We start from the raw sequence: 19,266 nt of genomic DNA, 5'->3' as shown, positions 1-19,266 counted from the left end.
CACCAGCGCTGCGAAGTGAAGCGGGCAGCCCGTCAGCCGCCTTGATACATCGGCGATCTGTTGGGTCCAGGCGACGGTGCGGCCGGTGCGGTTGGGTTTTGGCGACGCGGATCGGCCTCGTTGGCTCCTGCCGGCGGCTGGGCGCCGGGCGCCGACGCCGGCGCGCGGCGATCGCGGTAGGCCTTGCCCGGCGGCGGCGCGGTCGGGCGCTTGCGCAGTTCGGCCAGCAGCTTGCCGCACTGGCTGTCCTCGGCCGGCGACAGGTCGATCAGCGGCAGCACCGTCGCGACCGGCGCCAGCAGCGCCAGCGCGACCGCGCCGCCGGCGCGCAGCGCCAGCACGCCGATGTCGGGGCTGACGCGCGGGTCCTTCAGCGTGCCGCCCACGTACAGTGGCGAGCGCAGCGAGAACACACGCATCCCCTTGGAGTCCGGGTTGATCGTCAGGCCCAGCCGCTCGCTGGCCAGGTCGACCACGCCGGTCGCATTGATGGTGGCGTCCTGCGTGTCGATGACGAAGGTGCGGGCGCGGCCCATGCCGTTGGTGAACGTGAAGTCCGCCACGCCGCAATGGATCTGTACCGGCTTGTCGCCGAACAGCTTGGCGATGATCACGCTGCCGACGTTCAGCCCCATCGCCTCGAGGATGAACTTGCTGATGGTGCCGTTCTCGACCAGCAGCCGCGCCTCGCCATTCGACGAGCCGAGCAGCGCGGCGACCGAATTGCCGGTGGCCGACAGCTTGGCCGCGCCATTGATTTCGCCGACGCTGGCCCGCATCGATTCGAGATTGGGGAACAGCTGCTTGATCTTCAGCCGGCGTGCCGTCATGTCGATGGTAGCGCCCATCGGCGTGCGCTTGCCGTTCAGCTGCAGGTTCGAAGTCAGCGTGCCGCCGGCCACGCCGAAGTTCAGCGGCTTCAGGTTCAGCACGCCGTCCTGCAGCACGATATGGGTCTGCAGATTGTTGATCGGCAGATCGACGTCGCGGATGATGCGCTGGCCCGTGAAGCGTACGTCGGCGTCGATATCGTCCCAGCGTTCGGTGCGGAACGGCGCCACCGGCAGCGCCTTGTCGGCCGGCTGGCGTACCGGGCTGCGCGGCGCGGCCTGGCCCGGCTTGGCGTTGGCGCCAATCAGCGGCGCCAGGTCCTCGAAGCGCAGCTGCTTCGACACCAGCTCGCCGGCGAGCAGCGGGCGCGGATCGCGCTGCGTATAGGTCAGCGTGCCGCCGAGGTCGCTGCCGCCGACCCGGCCGCTGAAGTCCTGATAGCGGTAGACCGACGCGCCCTTGCGCAGCGTCGCGGTCAGGCGGCCGTTGGTGCGATACGGCGGGGTCTCGGGCAGCACCACGCCGGTCAGCGGGTACAGGTCCGCCATGCTCTCGCCGGACAGCTGCAGCATCAGGTCCAGCGCGGCGAGCCGGGCCGGCTCGGTCAGCGTGCCCTCGATCTGCGCGCGGGTGCTGCCGACGCGCACATCGGCCTGCAGCGGGTAGGGCCGGCTGGCGTCGCGCAGGTTCAGCACCGCGCCGGCCCTGCCGTTGGCGTTGATCGTGGCCTTGTTGTAATGGCCGACCGCGCGCCAGCGGATGCCGTAGACCGGTTCGCCCTTGCTGTTGGCCCTGGCGGCGGAGGCCGCAGCGGCCGAAGCCGCGGCCGGCCCGCTGGCGCCGCCCGCGGGTGGCGCCGAAGCGGCCGGGACGGACGAGGGTGCGGATGAAGGTGCCGACGCAGGTGCCGATGAAGGTGCGGATGAAGGTGCAAGCGGGCCGTCGCGATCCTTGTCATACAGCGGGGCATCGCCGATGGTCTCCAGCGTCGCGCGCAGTTCGATCTTGCTGGCGGCGTCGTTCAGCGCCAGATGGCCGCGCGTCAGCACCACCTCGCCGATTTCCAGATGCCATTGCGATGGCTCCTTGTCTTCGCGGGTGGGGAAGGTCCAGTTGTTGCGCTTGTCGGCCAGCCGTTCGAGCGCGACCGAGGGGCCGTCGATCGTGATGGTCGGCAGCGAGATCTCGCGCGCCAGCAGCGGCAGCGGCCGCAGCAGGAACACCAGCTCGCGCGCGGTGGCGAGGTTGGGCTGCTGGGTCCAGTCGGGATTGCCGATCGTGATGTCGCGCGCGGACAGCCGCGGCCATGGCACCAGGCGCCGCCAGCCGCTCTCGCCTTCGGGCCGGCGCCAGGTCAGGATCAGGTCGCCATTGACGGCGAACGGCCGGCCGATCGCATCGCTGACCTTCTCGTTGAGCCACGGCTTGAGGCGGTTCCAGTCGAACAGCAGCACGAAGGCCACCACCGCCGCAATCAATACCAAGGGCGTCAACACACTCCACAGCACGGCCTGGCGGCGCATCGACATTGAAGGGCTCCTGGCCGGCGCACGCGCGGACCGGACTGGTGCGCTGGCGCGGCGGACGTACCACGTTGCGGCTATTGTATAGTTGCGCGCCGGGCCCTCCTGTCGGCATGCGACTGACAATGATGCCCGCGTTTTCCGCATTTTTCGCCCGCCGCCGCGCCTTGTCCCTGCCGGCCGGCGGGTCCCAGCCGATGGTGAAGTCCTCGATGGCCGACAACCGCAACGCGCACTCCCGACCCGACCACAATGACGACGCCGCTGGCGCGCTGGCGCTGGCGGAACTGCCTGCGGCGCTGCCGCACGACAGCGCCGAGGACGACGACTATCACCGCCGCTTCGGCGGCGTGGCGCGGCTCTACGGCGCCGAGGGGCTGGCCCGGCTCGAGGCGGCCAGCCTCTGCGTGGTCGGCATCGGCGGGGTCGGCAGCTGGGCCGCCGAGGCGCTGGCCCGCAACGCGGTGGGCCGCATCACGCTGATCGATCTGGACCATATCGCCCCGTCCAATACCAACCGGCAGATCCACGCATTGGGCGACGAGTACGGGCGCGCCAAGGTCGAGGCGATGGCGCAGCGGCTGGTGCAGATCAACCCGCGCGTGCGGGTCCGTCCGGTCGATGATTTCGTGACGCCCGACAATGTCGAGGCGCTGCTGGCCGGCCACGACTACGTGATCGATGCGATCGACGCGGTCAAGGTCAAGATCGCGATGCTGGGCTGGGCCCGGCGCCAGCGGCTGCCGATCGTCACCTGCGGCGGCGCGGGCGGCCAGCTCGACCCGACCCGCGTGCGCGTCGCCGACCTGTCCCGCACGATCCAGGATCCGTTGCTGGCCAAGGTCCGTGCCGGGCTGCGCAAGCAGTGGGGTCTGCCGCGCGACCCGAAGAAGCCGTTCGGCCTGCCGGCGGTCTATTCCGACGAACCGTTGCGCTATCCCGAGCCCGAGCAGCAGGCATGCGAGATCGACGAGGCGCCGTTCGCCGACGCCGCCCATCCGCCGCGGCAGGGGCCGCAGGGGCTGGCCTGCGCGGGCTTCGGCTCGTCGGTGGCGGTCACCGCGGTGTTCGGCTTCGTCGCGGCGTCGGTGGCGCTGAGCGCGATCGCGCAGGCCCGCTGACGCTGGCGGTTCTCTGTCGCCCCCGCGAACGCGGGGGCCCAGCGACTTGAGCTCAAGCCACTGGGTCCCCGCCTGCAGGGAACGACACGAGTGTTCAGGCGCGCAGCGCGTCCAGCAGCCGCGCGACCTCCGCCTCGCCGGGCGCGAGGTTGTCGAAGAAGATCAGTTCGGGATAGTCGGCCGCCGCCGGCATGAAGCGCCGCTGCCGATAGTCTTCCCAGTGCGCGAGCTTGTAGGCGTCGTTGGGATTGCCGCGCCGCACGATGCGCGCGTGCGCCTCGTCCTCCGGAAGATGGACCCAGACGATGCGCACCGTGGTGCCGGCCGGCACCGCCAGCCAGTTCGGGTCGCTGAGCCGATGCTCGCGGATCTCGCGCGACAGCGGGCCGATCACGATCGCGCTGATGCCCAGCGCCAGGTTCTCGCGCGCGGTATCGAGCAGGCCCTGGTATTCCGGATCGCGCAGATGCTGCAGATAGAGCGGACTGTCGCGGTCGTTGGGATCGCCGGTCAGCGCCCCCATCGCGGCGGCGCTGTAGCGGCCGTACAGCGTGTCCTTGTCGAGCAGGCAGAACGGCTCGCCGGTGGCCTCCATCAGCGGGCCGATCAGCCGATGGGCCAGCGTGGTCTTGCCGGTACCGGCATGTCCGCAGAAGAAAATCAGTCGTGGCATCGAGGGCAACGAAGGGGGAAGGACGGCGTGCCCGGCGCGGGATTCGCGCGGGATTCGCGCGGGATTCGGTATCCTTGCGCGTATCCCTGTGCCTTCGGGCATTCCGCGCAGCATAACCGATCGCCTACATGACCGTTTCCGCTCCCGCTTCCGATTCCGCTTCCGATCACGCCTCCGATCACGCGGCGCCGGCCCTCACGGCTTCCCCTGCCGCACCGCCCGAGCTCGACAGCAGCGCGCTGCCGGCCGACCTGCATCTGGGCGAGCCGGTCACCGACCATACCCATGCGGAGTTCGTGGTGCTGCTGGAGGCCGCCGCGCGCGCCGGCGACGATGGCTTTCTGGCGGCGCTGGACGAATGGATCGACCACACGCGCTATCACTTCGGCATGGAAGAGGCGTGGATGGAGGCGATGAACTTCGGGCCGCGCCAGTGCCATGCCGGCGAGCATCGGCAGATGCTGGAGATCGTCGACAAGGTCCGGGCCAAGGTCGAGCAGGAGGGGGACTTCGAAACCGGGCGCCGCCTGGTGGCGGAACTGCCCGGCTGGTTCGCGCTGCATGTGCGCAAGCAGGACGCCGCGATGGTGGCCTATATGCGGCAGAACGGCTTTACGTTGGTGGAGGGGCCGGCGGGGTGAGGGTGGGGCGATCGCCTGCGCTTCAAGACCACCCCTCTCCCCAACCCTTTCCCCCCTGAGGGGGAGAGGGAGGACGCACTCGGCAAGCTCGGACAGACATAGCGATCGGTTTTCTGCTTTCCTGCTCGCCGGACATCGCGGTCGGTTTTCTCCCCTCTCCCGCTTGCGGGAGAAGGGCCGGGGGAGAGGGCAGCCGCCCCCGTCAGCCCGACGACCTCAGTTCAACGCCGCACTCAACTGCCGGCGCCAGCGCGACACCGCCTCCGGCGCGTCGCCCATCATCTCGAACACCGACAGCATCGTCTTGCGGCCGACATCGTCCTCGAAGCCGCGGTCGGTGCGCACGATCGCCAGCAACTGCTCCAGCGCCGGTTCGTATTGACGGCGGGCGATCAGCAGCCGCGCCAGATCGAGCCGGGCCTGCAGGTCCGCGGCATTGGCCTGGATGCGGCCGGTCAGCGTGGCCTCGTCGGGCAGGTCGCCCAGGCCCTTCATCGCCTCGAGCCGCGTCTGCAGCGCGGCGTAGGCATCGTGCTGCGGCGCGCGCGGCGTCAGCATGCCGAACTGGGCCTCGGCTTCCTCCAGCGCATTGCCGTCGAGCAGGAACGCGATGTAGTCGATGCGGGCCTCGTCGAAGCCGGGATCGAACGCCAGCGCGGCCTGGAAGGCCTCGCGCGCGATGTCGCGCTTGCCGCCGGCGGCCGCCTGTCGTGCCTCGCGCAGCGCGATCTGGCCCGGGTTCGGCGTGACTCGCGCGATGAACTCGCGCAGGCCCGATTCGGGCAACACGCCGATGAACTGATCGACCGGCTTGCCGTCGACAAAGGCCACCACATGGGGAATGCTGCGCACGCCGAAGTGGGCGGCCAGCTCCTGATTCTCGTCGACGTTGATCTTGGCCAGCTTCCACTTGCCGCCGGCCTCGCGCTCGAGTTTTTCCAGCAGCGGGCCCAGCGTGCGGCACGGTCCGCACCATGGCGCCCAGAAGTCCACCAGCACGGGGACGCTGCGCGACAGCGCAATCACGTCGTGGTCGAAGTTCTGCAGGGTGACGTCGCTCATTCCTTGCCTCGCTGTTCGTGAATTCCTGATATCGCGTGAGATCCGCGCCCGGCCCGGACGCATGCCGCCAGGTTCGGCAACGCGCCGTACGGCCGGTTCCCTGTGATCGATGTGGGGACGGCGCCGCTCATGTCAACCCTGTTTGCGGGAATCTACCCCTTGGAAATAGAACGGTCGTTCGGTTATATTGCTTGACGATTCGCCGCCGGGGCTGCTTGCCGGCCGCGGCGGCGTCGGCTCATCGCCAGACTACGACGCCCAGCAACGACGCTCGAGAACAGGTCGCGAAGACCGCTCAGGAGACAACGCATGCAGACCCAGAAGCCCGCCGCGCGCCCGCATTTCCAGTTCTGGCCCAAGCGGGCGCCCACCGCCATCGTGCTGCCCGAGACCTCGCTGTGGGTCAATCTGGAAGTGTCGGCGCGCCGCTATGCCGACAAGGCCGCGATCCGCTACTTCGGCAAGGCCATTACCTTCCGCGAGCTCGAGGCGCAGGCGACCGCGCTGGCCGGCTGGCTGCAGCGCGAGGCCGGCGCGGCCAAGGGCGACCGGGTGCTGCTGTACATGCAGAACTGCCCGCAGTTCATCGTCGGCTACTACGCGATCCTGCGTGCCGACGCGGTGGTGGTGCCCGTCAATCCGATGAACCGCGCCGAGGAATTCAAGCACTACATCACCGACGCGCAGGCCCGCGTGGCGATCTGCTCGGCCGATCTGGCCGGCGGCGCCGCGGCCGCCAATGCGGAGCTGCCGCAGGAGCAGCAGCTGCAGCATCTGCTGGTGACCCAATACGCCGACGCGCTGCCCGAGCGCCACGAACACCCCGAGGACGCGCCGCCCGCCTGGCTGACCGCCGAGCACCCGCTGCCGGCCGGCGCCGTGCCCTGGCGCGACGCGCTGGCCTCCGGCCACCAGCCCAGCCCGCATACCGCAGGTCCCGACGACATGGCAGTAATGCCCTATACCTCGGGCACCACCGGTTTCCCGAAGGGCTGCATCCATACCCATCGATCGGTGATGCACAACGTGGTCGGCGGTTCGACCTGGTCGGGCTCGGGCGCCGAGTCGGTGATCCTGTCGGTGCTGCCGCTGTTCCACGTGACCGGCATGCAGTACGGCATGAACGGCCCGATCTACAGCGGCGCGACCGTGGTGATGCTGCCGCGCTGGGACCGCGAGGTCGCGGGCCGGCTGATCTCGCGCTACCAGGTCACGCACTGGACCAATATCCCGACGATGGTGATCGATTTCCTGGCCAGTCCGAATCTGGCCGAGTTCGACCTGTCGAGCCTGCGCTATATCGGCGGGGGCGGGGCGGCGATGCCGCAGGCGATCGCCGAGCGGCTGCGCGAGCAGTTCGGCCTGAACTATCTCGAAGGCTACGGGCTGTCCGAGACGATGGCGCCGACCCACAGCAATCCGTCGGACCGGCCCAAGCTGCAGTGCCTGGGCGTGCCGACCTTCAACACCGACGCGCGCGTGGTCGACCCGGCCACGCTGAAGGAGCTGCCGCCGGGCGAGGTCGGCGAGATCATCGTCTGCGGCCCGCAGGTGTTCAAGGGCTACTGGGGCAAGCCGGACGCGACGCGCGAGGCCTTCATCGAGTTCGAAGGCAAGACCTTCTTCCGCACCGGCGACCTGGGCCGGATGGACGAGGAGGGCTATTTCTTCATCACGGACCGGCTCAAGCGGATGATCAACGCGTCCGGCTTCAAGGTCTGGCCGGCCGAGGTCGAGAACCTGCTGTACAAGCATCCGGACGTGCAGGAGGCCTGCATCATCGGCACGCGTGACGCCTATCGCGGCGAAACGGTCAAGGCCGTGGTCGTGCTGAAGGCGCACGCCAAGGGCAAGACCACTGCCGACGACATCATCGGCTGGGCCAAGGACAATATGGCCGCCTACAAGTATCCGCGCGTGGTCGAGTTCGTCGACGCACTGCCGAAGTCCGGGACCGGCAAGGTGATGTGGCGCCAGTTGCAGGAAGCCGAGAACGCGCGCCTCGGTTGATGCCGCGCGGTGCAAGGGGTGCGCGGCCGCTCAGTGCCCGCGCACCCGCATCAGCATCTTGACCATCGTCTTGTAGCCGCGCTCGCGCGCATGGCGCGTCGGCGTGACGCCGTCGCGATCGGCCAGGTTCGCATCGGCGCCGGCGTCGAGCAGCAGCTGCACCACGTGCTCGTAGCGCGCGCTGCCGTCGCCTAGCACGATCGCCTCGAGCAGCGCCGTCCATCCCAGCGCATTGACATGATCGACCGGCACGCCGGCCTGCAGCAGCAGCTGGACCACCTCGGGGTTGCCGTGCTGCGACGCCGCGGTCAGCGCGGTGCCGCGATAGCGGTCGGTGCTGCGCGGATCGGCGCCGTGCGCCAGCGCCAGCCGCACCAGCTCGAGCTGGCCGCTGGCGGCGGCCAGCAGGAAGGCGCTGTTGGCCTGCTCGTCCTTGTGATTGACATCGGCGCCCGCGTGGATCAGCGCGCGGGCCGCCTCGCCATGCCGCTGATAGACCGCGAGCAGCAGCGCCGTGCGTCCGCGCTCGTCGGCGGCATGCGGCGACGCGCCGGCACCCAGCAGTTTGCGCACCAGCGCCGCGTCGCCGAGCGAGGCGGCAGTCAGCAGATTGCGGTTCAGCGCGCTCAGCCCGTCGTGTGGCCTGCCGGCGCTGCCCGGCTGCGTGGCGGCACGTTGCGGGGACGACGGCGAAGCGGGAGCCGGCGAGGACGAGCCGGGCCGGGCCGCCATCGACACGCCGGCCGGCCCTGACAGCAAGGCCCCACCGAGCAGCAGCCCCGACAACCCCAGCGCTTCGGCGACCATCAGGCGGCGGGCTCGGGCGGGGGCGGGCATGGCGCTCTCCGGTTCAGGCGGCGTTGGCCGCTTTGCTGTCGGCGGCGGGCTCGCCGGCCGATTCACCGTCCGATTCGTCGGCCGGTTCCGCGTCGGCGGCCTGGATCTGCCGCCACAGCCGGCCCAGATAGGGGTCGTCGACGCCGTGCGTGGCCAGGCCCAGCAGCGTCTGGTGCAGATAGTCGCGCGCGGGGCCATACAGGCCGGTGGCGCGCCGCAGGCAGGCCACCACGCGCTCGTCGGGCAGGCGGCCGGCATAGGCTTCGTGGGCGCGGTTCATCACGAAGGCGAGCGCCCGCTGCGGGGGTGCCTCGCCATCGAGCTTCACGCGCAGCCAGCGCGGATGGTAGGCGCCGGTCATCATCTCGCGGCGCCACAGCACGCGGAATTCCTGCTCGACGACGTGGCTCGGGATGCGGAACACCATGCCGTGGCAGCTGCCGCCGCGGTCCAGGCCCAGCACCAGGCCCGGGTTGTCCCAGGTGCCGCGATTGATGCGCGAATAGAGGTAGAAACCGCGGTGATAGCCGTGCACGGTCGCGAGCCGGCGCTCGGTGTGCACCACCATCGGATTCCAGATCAGGGAGCCGTAGCCGAACAGCCAGACGTCGCCATGCATGTCCGGCTGGTCGGGCCGGCGATCCAGCGTGGACCGCAACGAGCGCTCGAGCGCGTCGTCCGACAGCAGCGAGGAAGCCACCGGGGTACCGCCCAGCGTGGTCCGCAGCCGGTCCGCTTCAAGATCTTGTCGGGTGATGGCCATGGTGCAAGCATAATGCAAAGCCGGGCAGCGGGAGGCTTGGTACACCACATGGCAGTGAGATGTCGGCGTGGGGCAACGGGGAAGCCCTACCCACTGCCGGCGGGGTGGCGGCCGATGTTGCGCCGTCCTTACAATGGCTGCCAACTACCAGGAGGGATGGATATGGCGCGAACGCTTACGGTGGCCTTCGGCACCGGCAAGGAATTCGAGTTCACCATCGGCGATACCGAACTCGCGGGCATCAGCGACGATGCGGGCTGGCGCTGGTTCGACCGGGAGTATGCGGAGCTCGACTGCCAGGCGTCCAGCCCGGTGGGCAAGGTGCTGGTCATTGACAAGATCCTCAGCGTGGCGCGCTTCTCGGGCGAGCAGCGCTTTGCCGGCGATCCGGACTGGGCCCGGGAGTACGCGCGGCATGCCGCACATATCCTGGGCCGCGATCGGGTGCGCGTCGACGTCGGCAACGCGTCGATCGGCTTCTGAGCGTGTTGGCTGGCTCGTACCCGCAGACAACGCCCGATCGACCATCATGTCATTCCCGCGAAGGCGGGAATCCAGCGTCTTCAAGAGTCACTGGGTCCCCGCGTTCGCGGGGACGACAAACCTGGCGTGCTGAACCGCCTCAGACGGCCAGCAGCTCCACCTCGAACAGCAGCGTGGCGTTCGGCGGAATCACGCCGCCGGCGCCGCGTGCGCCATAGCCCAGGTCGGCGGGAATCACCAGCCGGCGGGTGCCGCCGACCTTCATGCCTTGCACGCCTTCGTCCCAGCCGCGGATCACGTGGCCGGCGCCCAGCGGGAACACGAAGGGATCGTTGCGATCCTTGCTCGAATCGAATTTGCGGCCGGCCTGGCCGTTCTCGTACAGCCAGCCGGTGTAATGCACGGTGACGTGCTTGCCCGCGGTCGCTTCGGCGCCCTGGCCGGTCACGGTGTCTTCGTATTGCAGGCCGGAAGGAGTGGTGATCATCGGTCTTTCCTTTGTGTGACTGCGCATCGCGATCGGCGATCGCGACCCGCGTGGTGATTCGGAGCATGGACCCCGCGGCCGTGGCCGGCGCTCACGGTCCTGCCGCAGTGCTGCCGCGGTGCTGCCGAGACGGCAGTGTACCCGCAAGCGGCCTGACGTCAGCCGTCGGCCCGCTGCCAGGTGTCCAGGCGCAGCTGCACGCTGCGCTCGTCGTCGCTGAACCAGATCTCGCCGTCCTGGATCGTCACGGTCAGCCGCATCGCCCGGCGCGCCATGCCGGCCAGCGCGTCGACCGCCTCGCCGGGCACCGCGTGGACCGTCAGATTGCGCAGCTTGCCGGCCTTGCCGGCGATGCCCTTCCACCATTCGCGGGCGCTGGCGGGCTGGTAGGCGAACACGGTCACGCGCGCGGCACGCGAGGCCGCGCGCTTGAGCCGCGTCTCGTCGGGCTGGCCCAGGTCGATCCAGTGTTCGATCTCGCCGGTCAGGCTGCGCTCCCACAGGTCCGGCTCGTCGGGCTCGTCAAGCCCGCGCGTCAGGCTCAGCGTCTCGCTGGCCTCGCAGGCGAACGCCAGCAGCCGCACCATCATGCGGGCATCGTTCTCGGACGGGTGTTGCGCGACGGTCAGCGCATGGGTGCCGTAGTAGTGCCGGTCCATATCGGAGATCGACAGCTCGGCTTTGCAGATGGTGGACTTCAGGGCCATGGGGAAGAGGGGGGCGGCGGGCCGGCCGATGGCGCGGGCAGGATGCCCGGCATGGCCGGCCGGCAAAGCGCGCATGTTACCCGATCACCGCGCGCATGACGGTGCGGGACATGGCCGCAGGCAAGCGGCAGCGGACTGTGGAAAACACAACGCCGCGCGGGAGGCACGGCGCGGATGTCAGCGGGACTTGCGGTAGTCGCTGAGGTAGAAGCGCAGCAGCGCGGAGGCGATCACCAGCGCGAGGAAGGCGGCGGCGATGACCATCGCCTGGCCGGCCGGGCTGTCGATCTGCCCGTTGACGCCGAGTTCGACCAGGCGGCCGATCACCAGTATCACCAGCACCGGGATCACCAGGGCGCGGCGGCCGTAGGTACGCATCACCCAGCCGGGGAAGTTGCGCAGATGGCCCACGAAATCGCGCGGAATGCTGCAGATCAAGCACGCCCCTGCGGCAGCGAGCGAAGCCGCCACCACATCCCCCAGTCCAATCCCGAACATGATTCCCCGTCCCGTCGCACCCGGGCGAAACATGCCGGGGCTAAATTTTGCAAAGCGCTGATTCTACAGAAGATTTCGGCATTTCAGGTGTCGCCTGGTCGACCTGTGAAAGAAGCCGACACTCTGTCAGGGCACCAGCACCGGCAGCAGGAAAATGCCGAGCACGCACAGGAAGCCCAGCGTCCAGCACAGCGAGCGCAGCGTGGCGCGATCGGCGAGATAGCAGACGGTGTAGAGCACGCGGATCACGATGAAGGCGACCGCCAGCTCGTCGATGCGCGCCTGCGGCGCCTGCAGATGGCTGGCGCACAGCACCGCGGCGGCGAACAGCGGGAAGGCCTCGAAGTGATTGCGGTGGGCCAGGTCGGCGCGGCGGGCGCGGCCGCTCTGCCGCTCCAGCCAGGCGCGCGGATCATGGTTGTCGAAGCCGGGCGCGCCCCATTTGGCGATGCCCACCGTGACGATGGGCAGGATGCCGGCGATCAGCACGCACCAGAAAGCGATCGGCATGGCGTTGTCCTTGGTTTTGGCGTCCGCGGTTTGTCGGCGGTCGGGCAGCGATCAGTCGGAAATCACGCCGCCACCACCCGGATCGTCACGCCCGGCAGCGTCACCACCTGGCCGGCGCGGATCTTCGCGGTCTTGCGCGATTCGGCCACGCCGTCGACCGCGACCTCGCCGGCCGCGACCAGCGCCTTGCCGGCGCCGCCGCTGTCGACCACGCCAGCCAGCTTGAGCAGATCGTTCAGCGCGATGTGCTCGCGGTCCAGCGGAAAGGTCAGGGTCTGCATGGTGAAGATCGGGTTTGGGTGTGTGGCATCGGTTGCTGACAAAGCGTCAATAACCATCATGTCGTTCCCGCGAAAGCGGGAATCCAGCGTCCTTGAAAGCCACTGGGTCCCCGCGTTCGCGGGGACGACCGGCTTTGTCGGCAATCGAGGACAGGGCGCCTACTTGCCCCAGCTGTCCTTCAGTCCGACGATGCGGTTGAAGACCGGACGGCCGGGCTGGCTGTCGACCCGGTCCGCGACGAAGTACCCGTGCCGCTCGAACTGGAAGCGGTCCTCGGCCTTGGCCTCGCGCAGGCCGGGCTCCAGATACGCTGTGACCACGCGCTTGGAGTCGGCGTTCAATGCATCGAGGAAGTTCTTGCCGCCGGCGTCCGGATGCGGGTCGTTGAACAGCCGGTCGTACAGCCGCACCTCGGCCTGCAGCGCATGCTCGGCGCTGACCCAGTGGATGTTGCCCTTGACCTTGACGCTGTCCGCGCCCGGCGTGCCGCTCTTGGTGTCCGGCAGATAGTTCGCATGGACGGCGACCACATTGCCGTCGGCGTCCTTGTCGACGCCGGTGCATTCGATCACGTAGCCATAGCGAAGCCGCACCTTGTTGCCCGGGAACAGCCGGAAATAGCCTTTTGGCGGGTTCTCGTTGAAGTCCTCGCGCTCGATCCACAGCTCGCGCGACAGCGGGAATACGCGCTTGCCGAGCTCGGGCTGCTTCGGATGGACCGGCGCCGAGCACTCCTCGCTCTGGCCTTCCGGATAGTTGTCCAGGATCAGCTTCAGCGGATCGAGCACCGCCACGCCGCGCGCCGCGCGCGCATCGAGGTCGTCGCGCACCGCGCCTTCCAGCGTGCTCATGTCGATCCAGCTGTCGGACTTCGCCACGCCGACGCGATCGCAGAACAGCTGGATCGATTCGGGCGTATAGCCGCGGCGGCGGATGCCGACGATGGTCGGCATGCGCGGATCGTCCCAGCCATCGACGCGGCCCTCGTTGACCAGCTGCAGCAGCTTGCGCTTGCTGGTGATCGCGTAGGTCAGGTTCAGCCGGGCGAACTCGTACTGATGCGGCAGCGGCTCGCGGAACACGCCGCATTCGCGCAGCTGGGCCAGCACCCAGTCGTACAGCGGACGGTTGTTCTCGAACTCCAGCGTGCACAGCGAGTGGGTGATGTTCTCCAGCGCATCGGAGATGCAATGCGTGAAGTCGTACATCGGATAGATGCACCACTTGTCGCCGGTGCGATGGTGGTGCGCATGGCGGATCCGGTAGAGCACCGGATCGCGCATCACGATGTTGGGCGCGGCCATGTCGATCTTCGCGCGCAGCACGTGTTCGCCGTCGGCGTACTTGCCGGCGCGCATGTCGCGGAACAGCTGCAGGTTCTCCTCGACGCTGCGCTCGCGGTAGGGCGACGGCGTGCCCGGCTCGGCGAAGTTGCCGCGGCTGGCGGCGATCTGCTCGGCGCTCTGGCTGTCGACATACGCGACGCCGCGTTCGATCAGCTTCTCGGCAAAGGCGTACAGCTGGTCGAAGTAGTCGCTGGCGTAGTACAGGTGGGCCTGCCGGCCGCCCTGCGCGTCGGCGCTGTCCCAGCTGAAGCCGAGCCAGTGCACCGCGTCGATGATCGAATCGACGTACTCGGTGTCTTCCTTGACCGGATTGGTGTCGTCGAAGCGCAGGTGGCAGCGGCCGCCGTAGTCGCGCGCCAGCCCGAAATTCAGGCAGATGCTCTTGGCGTGGCCGATATGCAGATAACCGTTGGGCTCCGGCGGGAAGCGCGTGATCACGGTGGGCAACGGCCGGCCCTGGGCGTCGTTGCGGCCGGCATAGGTGCCGGCGGCCAGATCCTGGTCGATGATGCTGCGCAGGAAGTTCGAGGCGGCGGGCGTGCTGTCTTGGGCTTTCGGGTCGTGGCTCATGGTTTGGCCAGGTTGGGCCGCGGGTCGCGGCCGGCTTCAGGGCGAATTCGGATTCGGGGTAAGGATCGGCGCGGATGGCGCCGGCCAGCGCGCCGCGGCCCCGAGGGCCCGGCATGTTGGCGGGAACCGGGGATTTTACCGTGCCGGCGCATCGGACGCGCGCGCAATCGCTGGAGGCGGGCTAGCATGGAGTCCCATCCCCCTTCGTTGACGAGGAGCGCCATGCCATCGCCCGAACCCGCCGCCGTCCTAGCCGCGCTGTGGCGCACCACCGGCCTGCCCGACACCGCCCTCGCGCAGGCCACGCTGAGCGGAGCCGAACCGGTGCTGCCGTCGTCGTTCGCGGTCGGCACCGCCGCGCAGGCGAGCTTGGCGGCGTCGGCGCTGGCGGCCGCGGCGCTGTGGCAACAGCGCACCGGCCGCTGGCAGCAGGTCGCGGTCGACATGCGCCACGCCATCGCGGAATTCCGCAGCGAACGTTATCTGCGCGTCGATGGCGGCCCCGCGCCGGAGCTGTGGGACAAGATCGCGGGCGCCTATCGTTGCGGCGATGGCCGCTGGGTCCGGCTGCACACCAACTTCCTGCATCACCGCGACGGCGTGCTGCGCCTGCTCGGCTGCGCCAATCAGAAGGACGAGGTGCAGGCCGCGCTGGGCAAATGGGACGCCGAGGCGTTCGAGACCGCGGCTTCGGATGCGGGCATGGTGGTCGCGGCGATGCGCAGCTTCGACGAATGGGATCGCCATCCGCAGGCCGCCGCGCTGCGCGAGCTGCCGCCGATCGTCATCGAGCGGATCGGCGACGCGCCGCCGATGCCGTTGCCGGACCTGCCGGCGCAGGACGCCCGCCCGCTGTCCGGTGTGCGCGTGCTCGAGTTCACCCGCATCATCGCCGGCCCGGTTGCCGGGCGCACGCTGGCCGCTCATGGCGCCGACGCGCTGCTGGTCACCGCGCCGCATCTGCCGTCGATCCCGCCGCTGGTGATCGACACCGGCCGCGGCAAGCGGTCCTGCCAGCTCGATCTGCGCGACGCCGACGACAAGCACACACTGCACAAGCTGCTGCACGGCGCCGATGTCTTCCTGCAGGGCTATCGGCCGGGCGGGCTCGCGGCGCTGGGCTTCGGCCCCGAGGCGGCGGCGCGCGCCCGGCCGGGCATCGTCTATGTCTCGCTGTCCGCCTATGGCCATGTCGGACCGTGGGCCGGCAAGCGCGGCTTCGATTCGCTGGTGCAGACCGCGACCGGCTTCAACGACGCCGAGGCCCGAGCGGCCGGCAGCGACACGCCGCGCCCCCTGCCGGCCCAGGTGCTGGATCACGCCGCCGGCTATCTGCTGGCGCTCGGCGCGATGGCCGCCCTGCACCGGCGCGCTACCGAGGGCGGCAGCTGGCACGTGCGCGTGTCGCTGGCGCAGACCGCCCAGTGGCTGCGCAGTCTGGGGCGGATCGAAGAGGGTCTGAAGGCGCCGGACCAGCGCATCGACGACATCAGCGACTTGCTCGAGGCGGTGCCCTCGGGCTTCGGCATGTTGACCACGGTGCGCCACGCGGCGCAGCTGTCGGAGACGCCGGCGCGCTGGGAACAGCCGTCGGTGCCGCTGGGCAGCGACGCGGCCGAGTGGCTGCCGCGCGCTACGTCGAAATAACGCGATCCGACAGAGCCCGTCGCCCCCGCGAACGCGGGGGCGCAGCGTCTTTGGTCCTCCGGCTTCGGGCCAAAGCCGCTGGGCCCCGCGTACACGACAGGGTGATGCCGTCGCCAAAAAATTTTGACCGCAACGAACCTACTGAGTAGTATGTTTTGGCAAACGGCAGGGGCGACACTTGCCGACACAAAACAGGAGACAGCGGCATGCGGGTTCTGATCACGGGCGCGGCCGGTTTCATCGGCACCGCGCTGCAACGCGCGTTGATGACGCACGGTAGCTTGGCCGACGCGGATGGCAGGCCGCGCCGCATCGAGGAACTGGTGCTGGCCGACCGCGCCGAGGTGCCGCTGGTGGGTGACGCGGAGTGCCGGCGCACTGTGCTGTGCGGCGACCTGGCCGAGGCCGGCTTTGCCGAGCGACTGGCAAGCCTTGCGCCGGACAGCGTGTTCCATCTGGCCGCGAGCCTGACGCTGGAGACCGAGGCCGACGAGCCGCGCGCCTATCGCCTCCATGTCGAGGCGCTGCGCGCGCTGATCGCCGGCTTCGGCAAGCCGCCCCGGCTGGTGCAGGCGAGCTCGATCGCCGTGTTCGGCGGCAAGCTGCCCGCGACCGTCGGCGATGGCCTGCGCGCCGAGCCCGACACGACCTACGGCACGCACAAGGCCATTGCCGAGCTGCTGCTGGCCGACTACAGCCGCCGCGGCCGCGTCGACGCACGGGCGTTGCGGCTGCCGATCGTGCTGATCCGCGACGGCGCGCCATCGCCGGCGGTGTCGGACCGCATCGCCGCGATCGTGCGCGAGCCGCTGGCGGGCCGCGATGTCGTCTGCGGCCTGCATCCGGACACGCGGATGCCGGTCGCGTCCGCACAGGCCGTCGCGCGGGCGCTGATCGCCATGCACGATCTGCCGGCGGACCGCTTGCCGCACGACCGCGCGCTGAACCTGCCTTCGTTGTCGACTACCGTCGCGGAGATGGCGGCCGCGCTGCGTCGCGCGGCGGGCGACGAAGCCGCGGCGCGGGTCCGCTACGAACCCGACCCCGCGCTCCAGCGCGTGGTCGACAGCTGGCCGCGTGCCTTCACGTCGGACCGGGCCAGCGCGCTCGGTCTGCATGCGGATCCGGATGTCGACGCGATCCTCGCCGCCTATCTGGACGAGAAGGCGGCGGCATGAAGAACCCCGCAATGGGATTCCGCCGCAACGGCCCGATGTCCGTTGACGAAGGCGAGCGGCAGGCCGAGGCCGCGATGCGCTTCGACGACCGGCTGCCGGCCGAGGTCGCCGCGTTGCCGGTCTGCATCGTCGGTGCAGGCTCGTCCGGCGTGACCGCCGCCAAGGCGCTGAAGGAGAAGGGCATCGCCTTCGACTGCTTCGAGCTGGGCTCGAAGATCGGCGGCATGTGGCGCTACGAAAACGACAACGGCATGTCGTCGGCCTATCGCAGCCTGCATATCGACACCAGCCGCACCAACCTCGGCTACTCCGATTTTCCGATTCCGGACCGCTATCCCGACTTCCTGTCGCACTACGAGGTCATCGAGTATCTGGAAGCCTATGCCGAGCGCTTCGGCATCCCGCCGCATATCCGCTTCAACACACGGGTCGAGCGCGTCGAGCCGGCCGGCGATGGCAGCTGGCGCGTCACGCTGGGCGACGGCAGCAGCCGGCGCTATCGCGCGGTGATCGTCGCCAACGGCCATCTGTGGGATCCGCGCTGGCCAAGCTTCGATGGCCACTTTTCCGGCGAGCAGATTCACTCCCACCACTACCGCACCGCCGAGCCGTTCCGCGACCGCAACGTGCTGATCGTCGGCATCGGCAATTCCGCGGTCGATATCGCGGTCGACGTCTGCAAGTCGGCGAAGCGGACCTGGATCTCGACGCGGCGCAGCGCCTGGATCATGCCCAAATACATCATGGGCCATCCCACCGACCGCTGGTCTGCCTTCTTCGCGCGGCGCCTGCATCTGCCGACGCGCGTCACCCGTACGCTGGTGCGCTGGCTCGCGTATCTGGCCACCGGCGACCAGGCGCGTGTCGGCATTCCGCGGCCGCGCCACGCGATCTGGCGCGAGCATGCGACGCTGAGCCAGGAGCTGATCCCGTATTGCGGTCATGGCTGGATCCGCGTCAAGCCAAACATCCGCCGGCTCGATGGCGAGTACGTCGATTTCGACGACGGCAGCCGAGAAGCGGTCGATGCGATCATCCACGCGACCGGCTACCGGGCCAGCTTTCCGTTTCTCGATCGCCAGGTGTTCGAGGTCGCGGACGGCAAGGCCGAGCTCTATCGCCGCATGATGCCGCCGGATCGGCACGGTCTGTTCATGCTCGGGTTGGTGCAGCCGATCGGCCCGACGATCCCGCTGGTCGAGATCCAGGCCAAGTGGCTGGCCGCGGTACTGGCCAACGAGATCCGGCTGCCGGGCCGGGACGGCATGATGGCGGAGATCGGCGCGCATCGGGACTACGTGTCGCGCCGCTTCGTCGGCTCGGCACGCTACACGCTGGAGGTAGACTTCCGCCGGTATGCGAAGCAACTGTTTCGCGATATCGCCCGGGGAGGGGCGACATGACCCCAAGCAAACAGGAAATCCTGGTCCAGGCCGCGGAATGCTTCATGGAACAAGGCTTCCATGCCACCAGCATCGACGACGTCGCGCGGCGGCTCGGCGCGACCAAGGGCCGCATCTACCATCACTACGCGTCGAAGATCGACCTGTTCTTCGAGGTGCATCGCGAAGGGATGCGCTTGTTGTTCGAGGCCGTCGAGCCCGCGCGCAAGCTCGAGGGCGATGGCGTCACCGTGCTGGCGGCGATGCTGCGCGCGCATGCGGTGGCCGTGCTGCGACACCATACCTTCGAGAGCGTGGTGGCGCAGGGCGTGCAGATGCATCGCTTCGGTGCGACCACGCCTTCGCAGCGGCAGACGCTGGACGAACTGATCGAGAGCCGCGACCGCTTCGAGAAGCTGTTCAAGGACCAGGCCGCGGCGGCGAGGCGCGATGGCTCGCTGGCCGCCGATGCCGACCTGTCGATCGCGGTGAAGACCTTGCTGGGCGGCATCCAGTGGTCGCTGATCTGGTATCGCCCGGAGGCCGATGCCGACGAGCACGCGCGCGAGCGCCTGGCCGAGGCGATGGTGCGTACGCTGGTCGAGGGCATCCGCGCGCGGCCGGGGCGGGCCTGCGCCGCGGCCCCCACCAAAGGCAAGGCGCGCAGCGCGGCGGGCTCGGGCCTCACCTGAGATTCCGCGCTTCGAGCATCGGT

19 protein-coding genes are annotated in these 19,266 nt (G+C 69.3%); 8 read left to right on the top strand and 11 right to left on the bottom strand.

Annotated features, from left to right (window positions below; all coding sequences use genetic code 11):
• Positions 1 to 32 precede the first annotated feature (32 nt).
• A complete protein-coding gene (locus tag M1D55_RS21395; RefSeq protein WP_456281775.1) occupies positions 33 to 2,360 on the bottom strand; it encodes an AsmA family protein in 2,328 nt (775 codons plus the stop codon).
• Between the two features lie 272 nt (positions 2,361 to 2,632).
• On the opposite strand from M1D55_RS21395, the gene M1D55_RS21390 reads away from it, so the two are divergent.
• Positions 2,633 to 3,475, top strand: coding sequence for a tRNA threonylcarbamoyladenosine dehydratase (locus tag M1D55_RS21390; RefSeq protein ID WP_064573718.1), 843 nt, complete (start codon positions 2,633 to 2,635; stop codon positions 3,473 to 3,475).
• 94 nt (positions 3,476 to 3,569) lie between these two features.
• Here M1D55_RS21390 and M1D55_RS21385 read toward each other — a convergent pair whose 3' ends face one another.
• Positions 3,570 to 4,148, bottom strand: coding sequence for an AAA family ATPase (locus tag M1D55_RS21385; RefSeq protein WP_064572842.1), 579 nt, complete (start codon positions 4,146 to 4,148; stop codon positions 3,570 to 3,572).
• A 128-nt stretch (positions 4,149 to 4,276) separates the two neighbouring features.
• On the opposite strand from M1D55_RS21385, the gene M1D55_RS21380 reads away from it, so the two are divergent.
• Positions 4,277 to 4,789, top strand: coding sequence for a hemerythrin domain-containing protein (locus M1D55_RS21380; protein ID WP_456281774.1), 513 nt, complete (start codon positions 4,277 to 4,279; stop codon positions 4,787 to 4,789).
• 216 nt (positions 4,790 to 5,005) lie between these two features.
• On the opposite strand, the gene trxA is transcribed toward M1D55_RS21380, so the two are convergent.
• Entirely contained in the window at positions 5,006 to 5,851 is an 846-nt protein-coding gene (trxA, locus tag M1D55_RS21375; RefSeq protein WP_456281773.1) for a thioredoxin, read from the bottom strand.
• A gap of 309 nt (positions 5,852 to 6,160) precedes the next feature.
• On the opposite strand from trxA, the gene M1D55_RS21370 reads away from it, so the two are divergent.
• The gene (locus M1D55_RS21370; protein ID WP_456281772.1) at positions 6,161 to 7,861 is read left to right on the top strand and encodes a long-chain fatty acid--CoA ligase; all 1,701 of its coding nucleotides are present in this window, start codon (positions 6,161 to 6,163) and stop codon (positions 7,859 to 7,861) included.
• A 30-nt stretch (positions 7,862 to 7,891) separates the two neighbouring features.
• Here M1D55_RS21370 and M1D55_RS21365 read toward each other — a convergent pair whose 3' ends face one another.
• Positions 7,892 to 8,698 carry an ankyrin repeat domain-containing protein gene (locus tag M1D55_RS21365; protein ID WP_197498272.1) on the bottom strand — a complete coding sequence of 269 codons (807 nt, stop codon included), beginning with the start codon at positions 8,696 to 8,698 and terminating at the stop codon, positions 7,892 to 7,894.
• A gap of 13 nt (positions 8,699 to 8,711) precedes the next feature.
• A complete protein-coding gene (locus M1D55_RS21360) occupies positions 8,712 to 9,461 on the bottom strand; it encodes a gamma-glutamylcyclotransferase (RefSeq protein WP_064572848.1) in 750 nt (249 codons plus the stop codon).
• 162 nt (positions 9,462 to 9,623) lie between these two features.
• On the opposite strand from M1D55_RS21360, the gene M1D55_RS21355 reads away from it, so the two are divergent.
• On the top strand, positions 9,624 to 9,944 hold the full coding sequence (locus M1D55_RS21355; RefSeq protein ID WP_064572851.1) for a hypothetical protein: 321 nt from the start codon (positions 9,624 to 9,626) through the stop codon (positions 9,942 to 9,944).
• Between the two features lie 139 nt (positions 9,945 to 10,083).
• Here M1D55_RS21355 and M1D55_RS21350 read toward each other — a convergent pair whose 3' ends face one another.
• The 6 genes from M1D55_RS21350 to M1D55_RS21325 all read right to left on the bottom strand — a co-directional run bounded on the left by M1D55_RS21350 (position 10,084) and on the right by M1D55_RS21325 (position 14,344).
• A complete protein-coding gene (locus tag M1D55_RS21350; protein ID WP_006578666.1) occupies positions 10,084 to 10,431 on the bottom strand; it encodes an FKBP-type peptidyl-prolyl cis-trans isomerase in 348 nt (115 codons plus the stop codon).
• 158 nt (positions 10,432 to 10,589) lie between these two features.
• Complete coding sequence (locus M1D55_RS21345) at positions 10,590 to 11,138, bottom strand: YaeQ family protein (protein WP_006578667.1); 549 nt, start codon at positions 11,136 to 11,138, stop codon at positions 10,590 to 10,592.
• A gap of 177 nt (positions 11,139 to 11,315) precedes the next feature.
• Positions 11,316 to 11,636 carry a hypothetical protein gene (locus M1D55_RS21340; RefSeq protein ID WP_456281771.1) on the bottom strand — a complete coding sequence of 107 codons (321 nt, stop codon included), beginning with the start codon at positions 11,634 to 11,636 and terminating at the stop codon, positions 11,316 to 11,318.
• Positions 11,637 to 11,762: 126 nt separating this feature from the next.
• Positions 11,763 to 12,146: an MAPEG family protein gene (locus tag M1D55_RS21335; protein ID WP_006578669.1), complete on the bottom strand. Its 384-nt coding sequence runs from the start codon at positions 12,144 to 12,146 to the stop codon at positions 11,763 to 11,765.
• 62 nt (positions 12,147 to 12,208) lie between these two features.
• Positions 12,209 to 12,427, bottom strand: a complete 219-nt coding sequence (locus M1D55_RS21330) for an RNA-binding S4 domain-containing protein (RefSeq protein ID WP_006578670.1) — start codon at positions 12,425 to 12,427, stop codon at positions 12,209 to 12,211.
• Between the two features lie 159 nt (positions 12,428 to 12,586).
• Positions 12,587 to 14,344 (bottom strand): glutamine--tRNA ligase/YqeY domain fusion protein, encoded by a 1,758-nt coding sequence (locus M1D55_RS21325; protein WP_006578671.1) that lies wholly within the window; start codon positions 14,342 to 14,344, stop codon positions 12,587 to 12,589.
• Positions 14,345 to 14,566: 222 nt separating this feature from the next.
• Here M1D55_RS21325 and M1D55_RS21320 point away from each other — a divergent pair, with 222 nt between their 5' ends.
• From M1D55_RS21320 to M1D55_RS21305, 4 genes are all read left to right on the top strand, one after another.
• Positions 14,567 to 15,991: a CoA transferase gene (locus tag M1D55_RS21320; RefSeq protein ID WP_456281770.1), complete on the top strand. Its 1,425-nt coding sequence runs from the start codon at positions 14,567 to 14,569 to the stop codon at positions 15,989 to 15,991.
• Positions 15,992 to 16,197: 206 nt separating this feature from the next.
• Positions 16,198 to 17,169, top strand: coding sequence for an NAD-dependent epimerase/dehydratase family protein (locus M1D55_RS21315; protein WP_456281769.1), 972 nt, complete (start codon positions 16,198 to 16,200; stop codon positions 17,167 to 17,169).
• Positions 17,166 to 18,572 (top strand): flavin-containing monooxygenase, encoded by a 1,407-nt coding sequence (locus M1D55_RS21310; RefSeq protein WP_456281768.1) that lies wholly within the window; start codon positions 17,166 to 17,168, stop codon positions 18,570 to 18,572. Before M1D55_RS21315 ends, M1D55_RS21310 begins: the two co-directional genes overlap by 4 nt.
• The gene (locus M1D55_RS21305; protein WP_456281767.1) at positions 18,569 to 19,243 is read left to right on the top strand and encodes a TetR/AcrR family transcriptional regulator; all 675 of its coding nucleotides are present in this window, start codon (positions 18,569 to 18,571) and stop codon (positions 19,241 to 19,243) included. Before M1D55_RS21310 ends, M1D55_RS21305 begins: the two co-directional genes overlap by 4 nt.
• Positions 19,244 to 19,266 lie beyond the last annotated feature (23 nt).

It is taken from the genome of Cupriavidus sp. JZ107, assembly GCF_053903255.1.
The sequence above is the reverse complement of the archived record's forward strand: the minus strand, read 5'-3'. Positions and strand labels throughout refer to the sequence as shown.

Coding starts and splice junctions, on each gene's coding strand:
- M1D55_RS21370 (WP_456281772.1), top strand. CDS start 6,161: ATGCAGACCCAGAAGCCCGCCGCGCGCCCGCATTTCCAGTTCTGGCCC.
- M1D55_RS21380 (WP_456281774.1), top strand. CDS start 4,277: ATGACCGTTTCCGCTCCCGCTTCCGATTCCGCTTCCGATCACGCCTCC.
- M1D55_RS21310 (WP_456281768.1), top strand. CDS start 17,166: ATGAAGAACCCCGCAATGGGATTCCGCCGCAACGGCCCGATGTCCGTT.
- M1D55_RS21350 (WP_006578666.1), bottom strand. CDS start 10,431: ATGATCACCACTCCTTCCGGCCTGCAATACGAAGACACCGTGACCGGC.
- M1D55_RS21385 (WP_064572842.1), bottom strand. CDS start 4,148: ATGCCACGACTGATTTTCTTCTGCGGACATGCCGGTACCGGCAAGACC.
- M1D55_RS21335 (WP_006578669.1), bottom strand. CDS start 12,146: ATGCCGATCGCTTTCTGGTGCGTGCTGATCGCCGGCATCCTGCCCATC.
- M1D55_RS21355 (WP_064572851.1), top strand. CDS start 9,624: ATGGCGCGAACGCTTACGGTGGCCTTCGGCACCGGCAAGGAATTCGAG.
- trxA (WP_456281773.1), bottom strand. CDS start 5,851: ATGAGCGACGTCACCCTGCAGAACTTCGACCACGACGTGATTGCGCTG.
- M1D55_RS21360 (WP_064572848.1), bottom strand. CDS start 9,461: ATGGCCATCACCCGACAAGATCTTGAAGCGGACCGGCTGCGGACCACG.
- M1D55_RS21305 (WP_456281767.1), top strand. CDS start 18,569: ATGACCCCAAGCAAACAGGAAATCCTGGTCCAGGCCGCGGAATGCTTC.
- M1D55_RS21395 (WP_456281775.1), bottom strand. CDS start 2,360: ATGTCGATGCGCCGCCAGGCCGTGCTGTGGAGTGTGTTGACGCCCTTG.
- M1D55_RS21315 (WP_456281769.1), top strand. CDS start 16,198: ATGCGGGTTCTGATCACGGGCGCGGCCGGTTTCATCGGCACCGCGCTG.
- M1D55_RS21345 (WP_006578667.1), bottom strand. CDS start 11,138: ATGGCCCTGAAGTCCACCATCTGCAAAGCCGAGCTGTCGATCTCCGAT.
- M1D55_RS21365 (WP_197498272.1), bottom strand. CDS start 8,698: ATGCCCGCCCCCGCCCGAGCCCGCCGCCTGATGGTCGCCGAAGCGCTG.
- M1D55_RS21325 (WP_006578671.1), bottom strand. CDS start 14,344: ATGAGCCACGACCCGAAAGCCCAAGACAGCACGCCCGCCGCCTCGAAC.
- M1D55_RS21340 (WP_456281771.1), bottom strand. CDS start 11,636: ATGTTCGGGATTGGACTGGGGGATGTGGTGGCGGCTTCGCTCGCTGCC.
- M1D55_RS21330 (WP_006578670.1), bottom strand. CDS start 12,427: ATGCAGACCCTGACCTTTCCGCTGGACCGCGAGCACATCGCGCTGAAC.
- M1D55_RS21320 (WP_456281770.1), top strand. CDS start 14,567: ATGCCATCGCCCGAACCCGCCGCCGTCCTAGCCGCGCTGTGGCGCACC.